Consider the following 15,924-nt stretch of genomic DNA (forward strand, 5'->3'; position numbering starts at 1 on the left):
TACCAGTTTTTCCTGGCAGCCATAGCGATACGGTACCACCTGACTCCATTCCGAACTCAGAAGTGAAACGTATTAGCGCCGATGGTAGTGTGGGGCTTCCCCATGTGAGAGTAGGACACTGCCAGGTCCCATTAAAAGAAACCCGCCTAACGGCGGGTTTTTTGCGTTTGGAAGAAAGAAAAAATGGGGTCAGAGTACATTAATCCCCATTCCCTCAGCAAAACCCAAATATTAAGATTTCAACGATCTCCGTAGTTCTCTTTCTCAGCTTTTTTAGTGTGACGTTTGATTTCACAGACGGTACAACACATCGATTCAAAATAAAGGGGTCAGAGTACTTTATTACGCTAAATACCGGAGCGTAGTCATACATTTTTCGTCCAGTACTGATAAATCAAAAAAATGTACTCTGACCCCATTTTTCTGGGATATAGAGGTCGCTCGTTTCTTAATGCCAGTAGTGTGTGTAATTACGAGTTTGGAGGTGAGCTAAAATTCTATAGTTCGCCAGCTTAGGCAAAGGTATTAAAGATGTAAAACAAGGGCGGTGTAATTAAAGTCTTAACTTCTTATGAGCTTGAAAAGTACTCTGACCCCATTTGTTAGATAAGTAAAAATGTACTCTGACCCCATTATTTTTGTGTTGTCAGTATTTGTAGACATTCTTATTCGATAAAAGCCTTAATAGATCTGACTTACTTTTAGCAAAGTGAGCGTTTTTTGGTAAACTCTGTCGAGTATTTTTCTAGTCGAAGTAAATAGGACAAACTAATGGCCGTATTCGGTACAGTATTCATGCCACAAATGGCACTTGCTACCTTTGTCAACGATAAGTGGACTGACACCGAATTTGTCAGTGCAGATAGTATTCAGCTGCACCCTGGTGCACACGTGCTTCATTACTCAAGTACATGCTTTGAAGGCTTAAAAGCATTTAAGCACGAAGATGGCAGCATCAACATTTTCAGAATGGATAAGAATATCGAGCGCTTTGCTCAAAGTAGCCGTCTACTAAACTTGCCTGAAATAGACAAAGCGCAAGTCGAAAAGATGATCATCGATATTGTTGCAAAATACGCCTCCGAGGTTCCAGAGCCTCCAGGTTCTATGTATATCCGCCCTACGCATATCGGCACAGAAGCGTCTATCGGTAAAGCGGCAGCGCCATCAGCAAGTTCTATGCTATACGTCCTGTTATCGCCGGTTGGTGATTACTTTGCTGGCGGTTTGAAGCCACTTCGCTTGTTGCTAGACGAAACAGGTATGCGCTGTGCACCGCACATGGGAATGGTAAAAAGCGGTGGTAACTACGCCAGTGCGTTGCCTCCTATTCTTAAAGCGCGTGCAGAAGTTCAGGCTGATCAAATTCTGTTTTGCCCTAATGGCGATGTACAAGAAACCGGAGCTGCTAACTTCCTGCTTATCGATGGTGATGAAATCATTACCAAAGGGTTAGATTCTAGCTTCCTACACGGTGTGACCCGAGCAACGATTCTTCAAATTGCCAAAGACCACGGCATGAAAGTGAGCGAGCGTGATATAACTGTAGACGAACTACTAGAGCGTTCAGCCAAACCGAACACTGAAGCAGCACTGTCTGGTACAGCGGCTGTACTTACGCCGGTAGGTACTTTTATTCACAATGATAAAGAGTATCAGGTGGGTAACGGTGAAGCTGGCCCCGTAACGATGAAGCTAAGACAAGCGTTAAATGATATCCAATGGGGTAAGGCCGAAGACACTCACAATTGGTTGGTGAAAGTGCCGAACTAGTCTAATCAGACACCCATAAAAAAAGCCTGCGAACGCAGGCTTTTTCGTATCTAAAAAGGCACTCGATTACTTAGCTTTGCCTTGCTTAGCGACTGCATCCATCATTGCTTTGATAGCGTCAGCATCGCCAAGATATTCTTTAGAGATTGGCTTAAGGTTTTCATCTAGTTCGTATACTAGCGGTACACCTGTAGGAATGTTTAGACCCAACACTTCTTCGTCTGACATACCATCAAGGTACTTAACAAGAGCACGAAGACTGTTGCCGTGCGCAGCAATAATTACGCGCTTGCCAGCTTGGATGTCTGGACGAATAACGTCGTGCCAGTATGGTAGTACACGTTCGATAGTTAGTTTTAGACTTTCACCACGTGGCAAGATATCAGCATCTACATTGTTGTAGCGCGGATCGTGACCTGGGAAGTGCTCGCTATCATCTTCAACGGCCGGAGGTGGGATGTCGAAGCTACGACGCCAAATTTTAACCTGTTCTTCACCATGCTTAGCGGCAGTCTCTGCTTTGTCTAGACCTGTTAACGCACCGTAGTGACGCTCGTTCAGACGCCAGTGACGCTCAACTGGAAGATAGTGCTGACCCATCTCTTCAAGTGCAATATTAAGTGTTTTAATTGCGCGAAGAAGTACAGACGTATAAGCCTGATCAAATGTAAATCCAGCATCTTTAAGAAGCTGACCTGCGGTCTTTGCTTGTGCTACACCAGTGTCGGTCAAGTCAACGTCGTGCCAGCCTGTGAAACGGTTTTCCAAGTTCCACTGACTTTCTCCATGACGAATAAGTACCAATTTATACATAGTTGGGTTACCTGCGGCGTTAGAGTGAAATAGTCTGAGATAATTCCAGAAATTGGACGTTCAGACGTATATTTAAAAATCTGCTGTTATCATCCTTGATTGGCGCTTAAAAATCCAGTTTATGCTGGTACAAAATCGCAGGTAAGACGTGTGTTTATCACTATAACTTGGGAATTATTATATAAAACGGGTAAGGTCTGGATGAGCAACTTTTATCCACTCTTGCATCGATGGCTCTTCAATAAAGCTAAAGTCTTCGAAGTCGAAGCCAGGTGCTACTGTACAACCGACAAGGGAGTAATCCCCCATCGTTGCGGCTGCCTGAAAATTCCCTGCTTTAACAACTTCTACATAGTCAGTGCTTTGCCCACCAATGCGACGTTCCCACAACTGTTGTTTTTCAAGTTGAAACAGTTGTAGTGGAGCCCCTTCGTAGTGATTCCACACTTCATCATGTAACACGCGATGAAAACGACTTACTTGTCCCTTTAGTAGAAGAAAATAAATATGAGTAAGCGCGGGACGATTAGCATTGTGCACAAAGGATTTAGTTTCGTTTTCAGAACGGAAGACTTGACGATAGAAACCTCCCTCGGGGTGAGGTGCAAGGTTGTACTTTTTAACTAGCGGGTGTGTCATGATAACTTCGTTATTATTGTTATTGCTTACTACTAATGCTTGTATATCTCAAAGCTTTCCTAAGCATGTATTAAGACATTTAATGTTTAACCTTCTTTTAAGCATACCGTTTGGTGCGTTATAAGAAAATAGAAATGTTGCATATTTGTAAACCATCTTAATCAGCAAGTACTCTGTGCATATGCGAAGTTTTCTTACCAATTAGCCTCAATATAAAGTGTGCCAAGCTTACTTACCAATAAGCGCTATCTGCCCTAGTCAGCTTTTTCCAGCTGTTATAGCGCTTTTTCATAATCCATCTGTTTAAACCAATAATGAGAAATAGCTAAAAAAGCGATGCCATTACTAATAGTAGGTGAACTTTTTTTCATGTTTAGGCCGTACAAATTGGAAAATAAGGCGACGAAAAACACGTTGCTCGTTTCTCGCGTTGGCAAAATTGAAACGTACACAATATTCACGAACAGGCAAAGAAGGATGGTGAGCGTATGACATATAAGTCTTTTTCGCAGCTTGAAGTAAACGGCAAAAACTTCAAGGCGGTTAATTTTGACGGTATAGGCAGTAAATATGCGCTCGACAGGCTTCCATTTTGTATCAAAATTCTTTTGGAAAACCTAATTCGTCATGAAGACCAAGAGTTTGTTAACAGCAACGATATTGAGCAAGTAGCAAAGTGGGACACAGATAATCACGTTGATCACGAAGTGTCTTTCGTTCCCGCACGCGTCATCCTCCAAGATTTTACGGGTGTGCCTGCTATTGTTGATTTAGCAGCCATGCGCGATGCGGTTAATCGTTTAGGTGGTGACGCTCAGGCGATTAATCCACTCAATCCAGTAGAGCTGGTTATTGACCACTCAGTAATGGTAGATCATTTTGCTGAAGACGATGCGCTTGAAAAGAATACCGACATTGAAATCCAGCGAAATAGAGAGCGTTATCAATTTCTTAAATGGGGTCAGTCTAGCTTTGACAATTTCAAAGTGGTTCCCCCTGGTCGCGGTATCGTGCATCAGGTTAACCTAGAGTATCTTGCTCGTTGCGCCTTTACTAAGGAACAGGATGGGGAAACCTTGGTTTACCCAGATACCCTAGTAGGGACAGATTCGCATACCACTATGATTAATGGCCTTGGCGTACTTGGCTGGGGTGTGGGAGGCATTGAAGCAGAAGCGGCGATGCTGGGTCAACCAGTAACAATGTTATTACCAAAAGTGGTTGGCTTCAGGCTTTCAGGTAAGTTACCTGCTGGCGTAACTGCCACCGACATGGTGCTAACTATCACACAACAACTACGTGAACATGGCGTTGTTGGAAAATTTGTAGAATTCTATGGACCGGGTCTTAAGCATCTTACTACGGCAGACCGTGCCACCATCGCAAACATGGCGCCCGAATATGGTGCTACTTGCGGTATTTTCCCTATTGATGATGTAGCGCTAGATTACCTGCGACTCACCGGCCGAGACGAAGATCAAATTGCCCTTGTTGAGGAATATGCAAAGTTCAGCCACTTATGGCACGACGACCACTCAAAAGATGCCCAGTATCATGAGACCCTTGAACTTAACTTAGATGAAGTGGTTCCTTCACTTGCTGGACCTAAGCGTCCTCAAGATAGAATTGCCCTCGATAATGCAGCAGAGGCATTTAGAGAGTGGCATCGTTCGCAAATTGACGTGAAAGTGCTTGATGAAGAAACCGATCTCATCGCGGAAGCGGGGTTAGGTACAACAGACGAGGTGGACGAAGAACACGACTCGTTCGTGGAGTTCAGAGGAAGCAAGTTCAACCTTGAAGATGGCGCTATTGTAATAGCTGCTATCACCAGCTGTACTAATACGTCAAATCCATCTGTACTCGTTGGCGCAGGCTTGCTTGCGAAGAAAGCAGCAGAAAAAGGGCTAACTCGTAAGCCGTGGGTTAAGACTTCATTAGCACCTGGTTCTCAGGTTGTTACTCAGTATCTAGAAGATGCAGGTCTGATGGATCCGCTTGAAGCACTAGGCTTTAACTTGGTTGGCTACGGCTGTACTACGTGTATTGGTAACTCTGGACCGCTACCTGATGCCATTACCGACGCCATTAGAAAAGCGAAACTTACGGTTACCTCGGTTTTATCTGGTAACCGCAACTTTGAAGGGCGTATCCATCCTGATGTGGCTGCGAACTACCTTGCATCACCACCACTGGTTGTTGCGTACGCGTTGGCTGGAAACATGAATGTAGATATCACTAAAGAGCCGTTAGGTAAGGCGAGTGATGGTTCTCCGGTATATCTAAAAGACATCTGGCCTACCGAAGACGAAATTCAGCAATATATAGCGGAAAACGTCACCGGTGATTTGTTTAAAGAAAAGTATGCAGATGTATTTAAAGGAAGCGGCGAGTGGAATGAATTGCAGGTAAGTAAAACGTCAGTCTACGACTGGCCAGAATCAACCTATATTAAGCATCCGCCTTTCTTTGAAGTAATGGGTAAAGAGCCAGAGGCTTTGACTGCAATTGAAAACGCACGATGCCTGGTTAAGGTGGGCGATTCGATTACTACTGACCATATTTCTCCAGCCGGCGCCATCGCAGAAGATAGCCCAGCCGGAGAGTATCTGCAGGCCCAAGGGGTCGAGCCTAAAGACTTTAACTCTTATGGATCGCGTCGTGGTAACCACGAGGTTATGATGAGAGGTACGTTTGCTAACGTGCGTCTTCAAAACCAATTAGCACCCGGCACAAGAGGTAGTGCTACCACACACTTCCCAAGTGGCGATGGTATGTCTATTTTCCATGCTGCTATGCGTTACAAAGATGACGGCGTACCAGCCATTGTCATTGGTGGAAAAGAGTACGGAACTGGCTCGAGTCGAGATTGGGCTGCTAAAGGTCCTTCTTTAATGGGTGTAAAAGCAGTACTAGCTGAGAGCTACGAGAGAATTCACCGCTCGAACCTCATTGGGATGGGAATTTTACCGCTCCAATTTAAGTCAGGTGACAGCGCGAGTTCTTTGGAGCTTAAAGGCAATGAGTCTTTTTCTATTAACGCTGTTGAACGTGGGCAGACCGAGGTTGAAGTTAAAGCCGAGTCGGATGAAGGGAAAACAACAACGTTTATGATGGATATCAGAATTGATACATCAAACGAGTTCACTTACTTTGAAAACGGCGGCATTCTGCATTATGTGATTAGAGAGTACTTGAAGAAGTAAGTACGATAGCCATCGAGGGCAAGGGATCAATCCCTTGCCTTTTTTTGCGAGTTAGTAGTAGCGCTTTTCGCAGATAATTTCTTTTATATTCGAACCAATTTCTTTGTAGCGAAAGCACTTAAGATCTTTGGCCTCGGCACCATACAGGCTAACGTATTCATCAACTGTTGGCTGCATAGCAGACTTAAAATCTTCGGGGAGTGCACTGTCGATCTCTCTGTAAGTTTGTTCCCATTTGCGTCGCTTTTGCTCAAGCGCCACATTAAGCCACACCCAACCTTTTTGGTAATCGGGCTCCATTCCCCACCCATACAAATACATTTGTGCTAGGTAGTACTGAGCTTCTTTATTTCCTGTATGTGCTGATTCAGTCAACTTGCTTAACGCTGTGTCGAAATCCTCATCTTTTAGGGCTCTAACACCATCTTTAACTATCGCTAAATAATCATCTTTCCACATATCTTCAATGGTTCTATCCCTTGCTTGAAGTGTTGTCGAAAACGCGCTAATTGATATCATCAAAAAAACAGCTTGTTTTAGTTTCATTGCTTCCTTTCTCTAATATTATTGAAAACGTAAATTGAAGATTAATCACCACCGATAATTTGAACTTGTGCAAGGTCGGTGTCGCCTTTAAGCACTTTGAAAATTGCGTCTTGAACGAGGGTGCGCATGCCATCAGCAGCAGCCTGAGACTTCATATCGGCGACGCTGGCTTCTTTGTACACCATGGACCGAAGCTCTGGCGTCATACCTAGTAGTTCGTGTACACCTGTTCTACCTTTGTAACCCGTGTTTCCGCATTCTTCGCAGCCTTTAGCGCGGTAAAGCTCTAGTGGCGTCTGAATATTCAGCTCCGCCATGTGCGCATGACCATACTGGCGCTCAATAAAGGCCATATCGGTTTCAGTGGCGATGTACTTTTCTTTACAGTTACTACATAGCGTTCGGATAAGACGTTGAGCCAATATACCCACGCAGGCATCTGAGAAGTTCACTGGGTCGAGACCCAAATCAAGTAAACGGGTAATCGTTTCAGGGGCTGAGTTAGTATGCAGTGTAGACAGTACTAAGTGACCGGTTAACGAGGCTTCAATACCTGCATGCGCGGTTTCTTTATCACGCATCTCACCAATAAGAATAATGTCAGGGTCAGCACGTAAGAATGCGCGCAGGGCAGCAGCAAAGTTGAAGCCAATCTTGGGGCTTACTTGTACCTGCTGTAGGCCTGGTTGCGTGATTTCCACCGGGTCCTCGGCTGTCCAAATCTTCTTTTCAGGCGTGTTTAAATATCCCAATATAGCGTGAAGCGTGGTGGTTTTACCTGAACCCGTTGGCCCAACAACGAGAAGAATGCCGTGAGGCTTCTTAATCATTTCTTCTAAACGCGCACGGTTGTTCGGTGCCAAGTTCATCTTATCAATAGGCATCGCACCGCCAGATGCCAGAATACGCATTACCACACCTTCACCGGCAACCGTAGGAATGGTGGCAACACGAACTTCAACAAGTTGACCATTCATTCTAAATGCGAGTTTGCCATCCTGAGGTACGCGTTTTTCGGCAATGTTCAAATTCGACATTATCTTTATGCGTGCAATAACCGCACTGTGATGCGAATTAGGCACTTGGTTCATGTCGCGGCACACACCGTCCACGCGCATACGTACACGGGTGGGCGCGTTTTTCTCTGGGTCTATATGAATATCTGACGCGTTGAGTCTTTTTGCATCGTGCAGAATACGGCTTACTAAGCGTACCACAGCAAGGGCGTCGTCAGAAAGTTCATCGACCTGGTCGTCGTTATCTTCAGTTGATGTACCAATCTCGTCGAGAATATCACTCATCTCGCCGGGGCCACCGCCACCGCTGTTTTCCCCCAAATATTGAAGAATTAAGCTTGGAAGGCTGACAGCAATCTCGTAGCTATCAATGCCCATGGCGCTCTCTATTTCCATAAGTAGCGCCGCATTATTAGGTTCAGCCATCAACACGATGGGCTTGTCATGGGCATCGGCAATGACAGCCACATAGTTTCTTTTTAAATAAGAAACATTCAGACGGCTTTCATTTTCGAACCTGTGATACTTATCAGGTAAATAAGGAATAAAAGGCACCTGATAGTGAATAGAAAGCGAGTTGCCAATTTCTTCTTCAGAGATGCGGTGTTCCGATACTAGTCGCTGAATAAGCGCTCTAATGTCTGGGGTCGAGTCTTGAATATCATTTAGGGTTGCTTCGTCTAACAGACTTTTATGAACCAGCAAATCGAAAGGGTTGTTCGTGCCGCCCAATTCAAATCTGAACTTGTCGCCAAGAATAAGTGCAAGGGCATTGCCTAGTTTTAAATCTTCTTCAGTAAAACCACCACTGACTTTGTTGATGATTTGGATAACACCCATCAACACGCCCGCATTCATTATAGGTACGCATAAAATGTTCTGGGTTTTAAAGTCATTGTCTTTGTCGAACTTGTCGGCGAAGCGCAGGCGAGGGTGAATGCTTTGAAGTAGTGCAGGATTATACGGGTCGTCAATAACCACAGCCTTTTGTGATAGGGCAACATAACCAGCAATCGACATTGGGCTAATTGGCACTTTTATTTCCAGTGTCTCTTTACCCGTTTTAAATCTCGCGACCAAATCTTGATGCTGACGTCGACGTTGAAAAATACTCATACGCTGGGCATCAAACAAACCGAGGATGATTGGCTCTAATAAGCCATATGCATCCAGTAATGTGGAATGGTTATTTAAAATGCGTTTTATTTGTGCAAAAGTTTGCTGGTTATTCACTACTTCCATATTCTCACTACTAATAATGTTGGCGCCTAGTCCTTTATGCATTTGGCGTTACAAGTGCCTGTTAAGCTAGGGTAACAAGATATACCTATACCACGAAAGCAACAATACTACTTATAGACAGTTACATACACTGGTATAGCGTAAAAATATGTGTATAAAAAGCAAACTGCCTCTTGCATTGCTTCTGCCTTTCTGTATAATTCGCGCCCACTGCCCAATTAGGGCACGTAATTTTTAGCCGCGACCTCACTGCTTTTAGGGTGGTTGCCGAAGTAACGGATTCATCATCACTGATTAGCCTGTTGCTGGCGTGCTAGAAAAAAGAACAGGGTTCCGATTGGGAACCATCGGTTTACGCACATCCTTTCTTTCCGGAATAAATGGAAGAGAAAGGGTGAATTTTTTTGTTCTTTCGATTGGAGCTTAATCGATGCCAAATCAAAGAATTCGCATTCGTTTGAAAGCGTTTGATCACAAGTTGATCGATCAGTCTACGGCTGAAATCGTTGAAACTGCGAAACGCACTGGTGCTCAGGTAAGTGGTCCTATTCCTCTACCTACTCGCAAAGAACGCTATACAGTTCTGATTTCTCCGCACGTTAACAAAGACGCGCGTGATCAATATGAAATCCGTACTCACAAGCGTTTGGTAGACATCATCGAGCCAACTGATAAAACAGTTGACGCGTTGATGCGTTTGGACTTGGCTGCTGGCGTTGATGTTCAAATCAGCCTGGGCTAATAAGAGAGGGTTATAACAATGGCGATTGGTCTAGTCGGTCGTAAAGTGGGTATGACTCGCATCTTCACTGAAGATGGTACGTCTATCCCTGTGACTGTTATTGAAGCGACCCCAAACCGCGTTACTCAGCTTCGTACTGAGGAAACTGACGGTTATCGCGCTCTTCAGGTTACTGCTGGAACTAAGAAAGCTAACCGCATCAACAAAGCTGAAGCAGGTCACTTTGCTAAAGCTGGTGTTGAAGCTGGACGCACTCTAGTAGAATTCCGCCTAGAAGAAAACGAAGGTGCCGATATTGAAGTAGGCAGTGAAATCACTGTTGAAATCTTTAACGACACTAAGAAAATTGATGTAACTGGTACATCAAAAGGTAAAGGTTTCCAAGGTGCTATCAAGCGCTGGAACTTCAGTTCTCAGCGTATGACACACGGTAACTCTTTGTCACACCGTGCTCCTGGTTCAATTGGTCAAAACCAATCACCAGGTAAAGTATTCAAAGGCAAGAAAATGGCTGGTCAGCTTGGTAACAAGCAAGTGACTACTCAGTCTTTGGAAGTTGTACGTGTTGACGTAGAGAACGGCCTTATCCTAGTTAAAGGTGCCGTACCTGGCGCAACTGGCAACGATGTAATCGTAAAGCCAGCTGTTAAAGCGTAACGTCTGGGGAGTGAACTGATGGAATTAACATTGAAAGACGCGCAAAGCGCTCTTGAAGTATCCGAAGCGACCTTTGGACGTGAATTCAACGAAGCCCTGGTACACCAGGTAGTTGTAGCTTACGGTGCAGGTGCTCGTCAGGGTACAAAAGCGCAGAAAACTCGCGCTGAAGTTCGTGGTGGCGGTAAGAAGCCATGGCGTCAAAAAGGTACTGGCCGCGCGCGTGCTGGTACAATCCGTAGCCCAATTTGGGTTGGCGGTGGCCGTGCTTTCGCAGCAAAGCCTCGTGACTTTGACCAAAAAGTTAACAAGAAAATGTATCGCGGTGCGATCAAGAGCATCCTGTCTGAACTAATCCGTCAAGACCGTTTGGTTGTTGTAGAGAAGTTCGGTGTTGACGCACCTAAGACTAAAGCTCTTATTTCTGCACTTAACGAATATGAACTAAATGACGTTCTAATCGTTACTCCTGAAGTTGATGAGAACTTGTTCCTAGCGGCGCGCAACTTGTACAAAGTTGACGTACGTGACGTAGCAGGCATCGACCCAGTGAGCTTGATTGCATTTGAAAAAGTGCTAATGACTGCTGATGCGGTTAAACAACTTGAGGAGGCGTTAGCATGAAAGAAGAACGTCTACTGAAGGTGCTAGTAGCACCTCACGTTTCAGAAAAGTCTACAATGGCTGCTGAAGCGAACAACACAGTTGTATTTAAAGTAGCTAAAGACGCGAACAAAGCCGAAATCAAAGCTGCAGTTGAAAAACTGTTTGAAGTTGAAGTTGAAGGTGTTCGTACTGTGAACGTTAAGGGTAAAACCAAGCGTCACGGCATGTCTTTCGGTAAGCGCAGCGACTGGAAAAAGGCCTACGTGGTTCTTAAAGAAGGTCAGGACATCGACTTTGTCGGTGGTGCTGAGTAAGAAGGGGATTAGAAATGCCATTATTGAAAGCTAAGCCAACTTCTGCCGGTCGTCGTCACGTTGTTCAGGTCGTAAATCCTGACCTGCACAAAGGTGCACCGTACGCACCTTTGCTTGAAAAGAACAGCAAATCTGGCGGTCGTAACAACAATGGTCGTATTACCACTCGTCACATTGGTGGTGGTCATAAGCAACACTACCGTGTAATCGACTTTAAACGCAACAAAGACGGCATTCCAGCTAAAGTTGAGCGTTTAGAATACGATCCAAACCGTTCTGCAAACATTGCACTAGTATTGTACGCAGACGGTGAACGTCGTTACATTCTGGCTCCTAAGGGTATGCAGGCAGGTGATGCAATCCAGTCTGGTTCGGACGCTCCGATCAAGTCTGGTAACACTCTACCTATGCGTAACATCCCTGTAGGTACTGTTGTACACGCAATTGAAATGAAGCCTGGCAAAGGTGCGCAAATCGCACGTTCTGCTGGTGCTTATGCTCAGATCCTAGCACGTGACGGAAACTACGTTACCCTACGTCTACGCTCTGGCGAAATGCGTAAAGTTCTATCTGATTGCCGCGCCACTATTGGTGAAGTTGGCAATGCAGAGCACATGCTTCGTTCACTAGGTAAAGCTGGTGCTACACGCTGGCGTGGTGTTCGTCCTACCGTTCGTGGTGTTGCCATGAACCCGGTTGATCACCCACACGGTGGTGGTGAAGGTCGTACATCAGGCGGTCGTCACCCAGTAACTCCTTGGGGTGTTCCTACCAAAGGTAAGAAAACCCGAAGCAACAAGCGTACTGATAAGCTTATCGTACGTCGTCGAAACAAGTAATAGCGAGGATTCACCATGCCACGTTCTCTCAAGAAAGGTCCTTTTATTGACCTTCACTTGCTGAAGAAGGTAGAGGCTGCAGTGGAAAAGAACGAACGTAAACCAATCAAAACTTGGTCTCGTCGTTCTATGATCATCCCAGATATGATTGGGTTGACCATTGCGGTCCATAACGGTCGCCAACATGTACCTGTCATTATTAGTGACGAAATGGTCGGCCACAAGTTGGGCGAATTTGCGCCAACGCGTACTTACCGCGGCCATGTCGCGGATAAGAAAGCTAAACGTTAAGGGGTAGGAAGATGGAAGCATTAGCTAAACACCGTTTTGCCCGCACGTCGGCTCAAAAGGCACGCTTGGTTGCGGATCAAATTCGCGGAATGCACGTTGAGAAAGCTCTAGAGCTTCTTGCGTACAGCCCGAAGAAAAGCGCAGCGCTAGTAAAGAAAGTATTGGAATCTGCGATTGCTAACGCAGAGCACAACGAAGGCGCAGACATCGACGAATTACGCGTGTCTAAAGTTTTCGTTGACGAAGGTCCAACTATGAAACGTATCAAGCCACGTGCTAAAGGCCGTGCTGATCGTATCTTCAAGCGCAGCAGTCACATCACTGTGGTTGTAGCGGATAACTAGGAGTAGATAATGGGACAGAAGGTACATCCTACAGGTATACGCCTGGGTATCAGCAAACCATGGACTTCTACCTGGTACGCTAATACTGCAGACTATGCAGACAACCTGTATAACGATCATCAGGTACGTCAGTATCTGACTAAGCAACTAAAGAACGCTTCACTTTCTAAAATCGTGATCGAGCGTCCTGCTAAGAGCATCCGTGTGACTATTCACACTGCTCGTCCAGGCGTTGTAATCGGTAAGAAAGGTGAAGACGTAGAGAAGTTGCGTAACTACGTATCTAAGCTAGCCGGCGTGCCAGCTCAGATCAACATCGCTGAAGTACGTAAGCCAGAGCTAGATGGCCAGCTAGTAGCTGACAGCATCTCTAGCCAGCTAGAGCGTCGTGTTATGTTCCGTCGTGCTATGAAGCGCGCAGTACAAAACGCAATGCGTCTAGGCGCGAAAGGTATCAAAGTTGAAGTTAGCGGCCGTTTGGGCGGAGCAGAGATTGCACGTTCTGAATGGTACCGTGAAGGTCGCGTTCCTCTGCACACTTTCCGTGCGGATATCGATTACGCAACCTCTGAAGCGTCAACTACTTACGGTATCATCGGCGTTAAAGTATGGATCTTCAAAGGTGAAGTTCTAGGTGGTCTACCTACAACTCAAGAGCAAGCACCAGCTGCTCAACCTAAGAAGAAAGGCCGCAACGCTAAGCGAGAGGGCTAATCATGTTACAACCAAAACGCATGAAGTTCCGTAAGATGCACAAAGGCCGCAACCGCGGCTTAGCAGCGGGTAATACTGTTGCCTTTGGTACTTACGGCCTTAAAGCAGTTGGTCGTGGTCGAATGACTGCGCGCCAAATCGAAGCAGCGCGTCGTGCTATGACTCGTCACGTTAAGCGTCAAGGTAAAATTTGGATTCGAGTTTTCCCTGACAAGCCAATTACTGAGAAGCCTCTAGAAGTGCGTCAAGGTAAAGGTAAAGGTAACGTTGAGTACTGGGTATGCCAAATTCAGCCTGGTCGTGTGCTATACGAGATGGAAGGTGTTCCTGAAAATCTTGCACGCGAAGCGTTTGAATTGGCAGCGGCTAAACTGCCATTTAAAACAACCTTTGTAACTCGGACGGTGATGTAATGAAAGCGACTGAACTGAAAGAAAAGAGCGTAGAAGAGCTGAACGCAGAGTTGATTAACCTGCTACGCGAACAGTTCAACCTACGCATGCAGCACACAACTGGTCAGCTTGAAAAAACTGATCAGTTGAGAAAAGTACGTCGTAACATCGCGCGTGTTAAAACCATTCTGACTCAAAAGGCTGATGCGTAATGACTGAGCAAAAAATTCGTACAGTACAAGGTCGTGTGGTTAGCAACAAGATGGATAAGTCTATCACTGTTGTAGTTGAACGTTTTGTTAAGCACCCAATCTACGGGAAGTTCATCAAGCGCTCTACTAAGCTTCACGCCCACGACGAAAACAACGTATGCAATAAAGGTGACGTAGTAACAGTACGTGAATGTCGCCCACTATCTAAGAGCAAATCTTGGATGCTAGTTGACGTTGTTGAGAAAGCTGGCGTTTAATCGCTAACTTTTTTCAAAGTCTTAAAAAAGCCGCTCTCGAGCGGCTTTTTTGTGTCTGCAATTTCTTACACGTGCTTCCATAGGCTTAAGCGTGTTCATTATCAGCGCCGTTGAAGACTAGCGTCTTGTATAAATCAGCGTAGGCATCGCTCATCCTTTCTATACCAAATTTACTTGTTACAAGCTTATACAAGGCCTCTCCATATTGTGCTCTTTTATCAGGGGCTTCAATTAGACTAATTAAGCTCTCCCCAATCCCGTCAATATCTCCCGGCGCTACCATAACACCTGTTTCCTTATGCTTGATAACTTCGGGTATTCCCCCTACAGGACTAGATAACACTGCACATTTATTAGCACCTGCCTGAAGTAAAATATCGCCTAAACCCTCTGAATAGGAAGGATGAACTAGAATATCTACATTAGGGAGTATTTTAGCTACCTCTTTAGTAAAACCGCAAAGCTTCACATGCTCGTCTAGCTTATGGCGTTCTATAAGTGATTGATAGCTGTCTTTTAGATTTCCCTCGCCAAACAATAAACAGGTTACATTTTCATGCTTGTTCAATACATCGTGCATAGCCAAAATGATATCCGCTTGCCCTTTTTGAGATGTGTACTGAGCGAAGTTTGCAATGACGATATGGTCTTCAGGAATAGAAAATGTACGTCGCAGCCAACCGCTATCTTTGCGTTGGGAATACTCTGTTAAGTCTACTGCTGGATATATAACGCGCTGATGTTCTACGCCTTCACAATGTAGTGAAACCACTTTCCTCACACCTTCAGATACGCTGATAACTGCATCGAATTGTTTGTACTTATAAAATGAAAAGTGAGTTTCGGGGTTATCTATTCGCCTTGTGCAAACTGTAGGGACACCTGAAATTTTGGCCAGCATGGCACCCCATACATCCGAACCCCGTTCGCTGTGCACATGAATAATATCTGGGTTAACCCCATTTACGACTTCCAGTAAACGCTTTACACATAGGAAGTCTGACTCACCGGCATACTTAATGGTATGCGTTTCACAATACCCAAAAGCCGTATGACGAATCTCACTGTCTTCAGCGCAAACCAAGTGAAGTGATATATCATCATGGTGCTCTAACGCATTGATGAGGTATGCAACTTGTTCGGCGCCACCGTGAAGATGTATGCCAAGTTCAATGTGAAGAACGCGTATACTCAAATGCCTTCCTTAAAATTTATTTAATACTCTGTATACGCTGCTTTTTTATTTAAGACCGTTTTTTTGCGGCTTTTCTTATATGGTTGTGGTTACATCTTGCTGTTTAAACATCGCTATACGCATAAA

18 protein-coding genes and 1 rRNA gene are annotated in these 15,924 nt (G+C 45.1%); 14 read left to right on the forward strand and 5 right to left on the reverse strand.

Annotated elements, in window-relative coordinates; translation table 11 throughout:
• Positions 1–11 precede the first annotated feature (11 nt).
• Together rrf and BZA03_RS16875 are read left to right on the forward strand one after the other, a co-directional pair.
• Positions 12–127, forward strand: a 5S ribosomal RNA gene (rrf, locus tag BZA03_RS16870).
• A 644-nt stretch (positions 128–771) separates the two neighbouring features.
• The gene (locus tag BZA03_RS16875) at positions 772–1,773 is read left to right on the forward strand and encodes a branched-chain amino acid aminotransferase (protein WP_014947969.1); all 1,002 of its coding nucleotides are present in this window, start codon (positions 772–774) and stop codon (positions 1,771–1,773) included.
• A gap of 66 nt (positions 1,774–1,839) precedes the next feature.
• On the opposite strand, the gene gpmA is transcribed toward BZA03_RS16875, so the two are convergent.
• Together gpmA and BZA03_RS16885 are read right to left on the reverse strand one after the other, a co-directional pair.
• Entirely contained in the window at positions 1,840–2,586 is a 747-nt protein-coding gene (gene gpmA / locus BZA03_RS16880) for a 2,3-diphosphoglycerate-dependent phosphoglycerate mutase (RefSeq protein WP_014947970.1), read from the reverse strand.
• Between the two features lie 177 nt (positions 2,587–2,763).
• On the reverse strand, positions 2,764–3,225 hold the full coding sequence (locus tag BZA03_RS16885) for a cupin domain-containing protein (protein ID WP_110289394.1): 462 nt from the start codon (positions 3,223–3,225) through the stop codon (positions 2,764–2,766).
• A gap of 488 nt (positions 3,226–3,713) precedes the next feature.
• Between BZA03_RS16885 and acnA the strand changes: the two genes are divergently transcribed.
• Entirely contained in the window at positions 3,714–6,431 is a 2,718-nt protein-coding gene (gene acnA / locus BZA03_RS16890) for an aconitate hydratase AcnA (protein WP_110289395.1), read from the forward strand.
• Positions 6,432–6,482: 51 nt separating this feature from the next.
• Here acnA and BZA03_RS16895 read toward each other — a convergent pair whose 3' ends face one another.
• Together BZA03_RS16895 and BZA03_RS16900 are read right to left on the reverse strand one after the other, a co-directional pair.
• The gene (locus tag BZA03_RS16895; RefSeq protein ID WP_075177789.1) at positions 6,483–6,977 is read right to left on the reverse strand and encodes an SEL1-like repeat protein; all 495 of its coding nucleotides are present in this window, start codon (positions 6,975–6,977) and stop codon (positions 6,483–6,485) included.
• A gap of 41 nt (positions 6,978–7,018) precedes the next feature.
• On the reverse strand, positions 7,019–9,277 hold the full coding sequence (locus tag BZA03_RS16900) for a GspE/PulE family protein (protein WP_375342588.1): 2,259 nt from the start codon (positions 9,275–9,277) through the stop codon (positions 7,019–7,021).
• A 388-nt stretch (positions 9,278–9,665) separates the two neighbouring features.
• Here BZA03_RS16900 and rpsJ point away from each other — a divergent pair, with 388 nt between their 5' ends.
• From rpsJ to rpsQ, 11 genes are read left to right on the forward strand one after another with little or no spacing between them, the layout of a single operon-like run.
• Positions 9,666–9,977, forward strand: coding sequence for a 30S ribosomal protein S10 (gene rpsJ, locus BZA03_RS16905; protein ID WP_010179497.1), 312 nt, complete (start codon positions 9,666–9,668; stop codon positions 9,975–9,977).
• Between the two features lie 18 nt (positions 9,978–9,995).
• Positions 9,996–10,634, forward strand: coding sequence for a 50S ribosomal protein L3 (rplC, locus tag BZA03_RS16910; protein WP_014947975.1), 639 nt, complete (start codon positions 9,996–9,998; stop codon positions 10,632–10,634).
• 18 nt (positions 10,635–10,652) lie between these two features.
• The gene (rplD, locus tag BZA03_RS16915; RefSeq protein WP_012516958.1) at positions 10,653–11,258 is read left to right on the forward strand and encodes a 50S ribosomal protein L4; all 606 of its coding nucleotides are present in this window, start codon (positions 10,653–10,655) and stop codon (positions 11,256–11,258) included.
• A complete protein-coding gene (gene rplW / locus BZA03_RS16920) occupies positions 11,255–11,554 on the forward strand; it encodes a 50S ribosomal protein L23 (RefSeq protein WP_012516959.1) in 300 nt (99 codons plus the stop codon). The genes rplD and rplW overlap by 4 nt, the downstream gene beginning before the upstream one ends.
• A gap of 14 nt (positions 11,555–11,568) precedes the next feature.
• Entirely contained in the window at positions 11,569–12,393 is an 825-nt protein-coding gene (gene rplB, locus BZA03_RS16925; RefSeq protein WP_014947976.1) for a 50S ribosomal protein L2, read from the forward strand.
• Between the two features lie 15 nt (positions 12,394–12,408).
• Positions 12,409–12,684: a 30S ribosomal protein S19 gene (rpsS, locus tag BZA03_RS16930; protein ID WP_012516961.1), complete on the forward strand. Its 276-nt coding sequence runs from the start codon at positions 12,409–12,411 to the stop codon at positions 12,682–12,684.
• Positions 12,685–12,695: 11 nt separating this feature from the next.
• Positions 12,696–13,028, forward strand: a complete 333-nt coding sequence (gene rplV, locus BZA03_RS16935; protein ID WP_014947977.1) for a 50S ribosomal protein L22 — start codon at positions 12,696–12,698, stop codon at positions 13,026–13,028.
• A gap of 9 nt (positions 13,029–13,037) precedes the next feature.
• Positions 13,038–13,742: a 30S ribosomal protein S3 gene (gene rpsC / locus BZA03_RS16940; RefSeq protein WP_014947978.1), complete on the forward strand. Its 705-nt coding sequence runs from the start codon at positions 13,038–13,040 to the stop codon at positions 13,740–13,742.
• A 2-nt stretch (positions 13,743–13,744) separates the two neighbouring features.
• Complete coding sequence (gene rplP, locus BZA03_RS16945; RefSeq protein ID WP_014947979.1) at positions 13,745–14,155, forward strand: 50S ribosomal protein L16; 411 nt, start codon at positions 13,745–13,747, stop codon at positions 14,153–14,155.
• Positions 14,155–14,346 carry a 50S ribosomal protein L29 gene (gene rpmC / locus BZA03_RS16950; protein ID WP_014947980.1) on the forward strand — a complete coding sequence of 64 codons (192 nt, stop codon included), beginning with the start codon at positions 14,155–14,157 and terminating at the stop codon, positions 14,344–14,346. The genes rplP and rpmC overlap by 1 nt, the downstream gene beginning before the upstream one ends.
• Positions 14,346–14,603: a 30S ribosomal protein S17 gene (gene rpsQ, locus BZA03_RS16955; protein WP_014975444.1), complete on the forward strand. Its 258-nt coding sequence runs from the start codon at positions 14,346–14,348 to the stop codon at positions 14,601–14,603. The genes rpmC and rpsQ overlap by 1 nt, the downstream gene beginning before the upstream one ends.
• A gap of 85 nt (positions 14,604–14,688) precedes the next feature.
• Here the strand turns inward: rpsQ and BZA03_RS16960 are convergent, their stop codons facing one another.
• Positions 14,689–15,798 (reverse strand): glycosyltransferase family 4 protein, encoded by a 1,110-nt coding sequence (locus tag BZA03_RS16960; protein WP_110289396.1) that lies wholly within the window; start codon positions 15,796–15,798, stop codon positions 14,689–14,691.
• Positions 15,799–15,924: the final 126 nt, after the last annotated feature.

The sequence above is a fragment of the Alteromonas sp. I10 genome (assembly GCF_003201515.1).
Classification (GTDB): Bacteria; Pseudomonadota; Gammaproteobacteria; order Enterobacterales; family Alteromonadaceae; genus Alteromonas; species Alteromonas macleodii.